This is a genomic window from Cyanobacteriota bacterium (assembly GCA_025054735.1).
GTDB lineage: Bacteria > Cyanobacteriota > Cyanobacteriia > SKYG9 > SKYG9 > SKYG9.
Map to the genome: position 1 here is coordinate 1 of JANWZG010000617.1, position 1,535 is coordinate 1,535.

Consider the following 1,535-nt stretch of genomic DNA (forward strand, 5'->3'; position numbering starts at 1 on the left):
GTGACGATCAGGGGTAAAGGCTTCAATTAAGCAGCGATCGTACTCATTATCAGCGGCTGGTGCGCTGGCATTGTAGCCTTCTAGTTCATCAAGAGCGTTAAAAATACTCTCATCTGCAAACGTTAACACATAGCCTTGAACTGACCTGTGGCCAATGGTCATAGCAGGGTACCCCATGGGTAGGGCATACAGGTTACCGTAAGCGATCGCAGGTCTAACTGCTATCACCTTATCTGCACAATAGTGGGGGTAGTAGCGTTCTCCTGGTTTGAGGGTGCCATAGACAAACACTCGAATCATGCCTGGGGAATTTGTAATCAGTAACGGGCAAGAGGTCATTCATTGGAACGCTTTACGGCTTGTCGCCGGAGCAGAGCGGTCCGGGTTTTCAGAGGATGGAGTTGTTGTGATCGAGGTGGCACCCGACTGAGATACTCCAATTCCTTATAGACTGGCTCTCTTACCTGCAACCTAGTTGCTGCCATTGATCTATAAGACTAATTGATAGCATCCATAATCATACCCTAACTTAGGTCGGCTCTGCGAGAACTACTACGCAAGCCAGTTGTCTATCAACATTCCTTAATAAGTCATGATGTTTCCTGGGCACTCACCAGTACAATGCTGGTGGGTTTCAAGTTGTTGGCCCCTGGCACGTAGCTTGAACTGTGTAGAACTATTACAAATCATTACGACACTGATAAGGTGACTCTTGCATGGCTGCTCACTCCATTTCCTTGACAATAAACCCAATTAAATTCGGTACAGATGGTTGGCGCGGACTGATTGCGGCTGATTTTACAGTAGAGCGGTTGGTACAGGTTGCACCTCTAGCAGCGCAGGTTTTGAATGACACCTACGGTAAGGAAACTGGTAGTCGCACTATTGTAGTAGGGCACGATCGCCGGTTTATGTCAGAACAATTTGCCCAAGTTACTGCTCAAGCAGTACAAGCGGCTGGGTTTGAAGTGCTACTAACAGCAGACTATGCCCCTACCCCAGTGTTTAGTTGGATTGCTAAACATCAAAATGCTCTAGGAGCCTTGGTGATTACTGCCAGCCACAACCCAGGCATTTATTCTGGGCTTAAGGTCAAGGGTGCCTTTGGCGGCTCTGTGCCACCCGATGTCACCAAACAGATTGAGGCATTGCTAGCAACCTCAGCCCCTTCCCCATCGTTATCATCCACAACCCCTCTGACCACCTTTAACCCCTGGGAGAGCGGCTTCTGCGAGGATTTACGCTCCAAGGTGGATATTGATAGGATTCGGGATGCCATTCAGACTGGTCAGCTAATCGTGTTTGCGGATGTTATGCATGGGGCGGCAGCAACTGGACTAGAACGCTTGCTAGGGCTGCCCATTCACGAACTGAATAGCGATCGGGATCCCTTGTTTGCAGGAGGTGCCCCTGAACCCCTGCCCCGTTACATTAGCAAACTGATGCAGACCATCAAAGACTACCCGCGTCCAGAGGATAGCCTTGTAGTGGGGTTGGTGTTTGATGGTGATAGCGATCGGATTGCAGCCGTAGAT

General features: G+C 49.4%; 2 protein-coding genes. One reads left to right on the plus strand and one right to left on the minus strand.

Features of this window, described 5'->3' with window-relative positions:
- Positions 1–339, minus strand: a 339-nt coding sequence (locus NZ772_18750) for a gamma-glutamylcyclotransferase (GenBank protein MCS6815597.1), incomplete at its 3' end; no start/stop codon positions are given.
- Positions 340–731: 392 nt separating this feature from the next.
- On the opposite strand from NZ772_18750, the gene NZ772_18755 reads away from it, so the two are divergent.
- Positions 732–1,535: phosphoglucomutase/phosphomannomutase family protein (locus NZ772_18755; protein ID MCS6815598.1), on the plus strand; the 804-nt coding region annotated here is incomplete at its 3' end.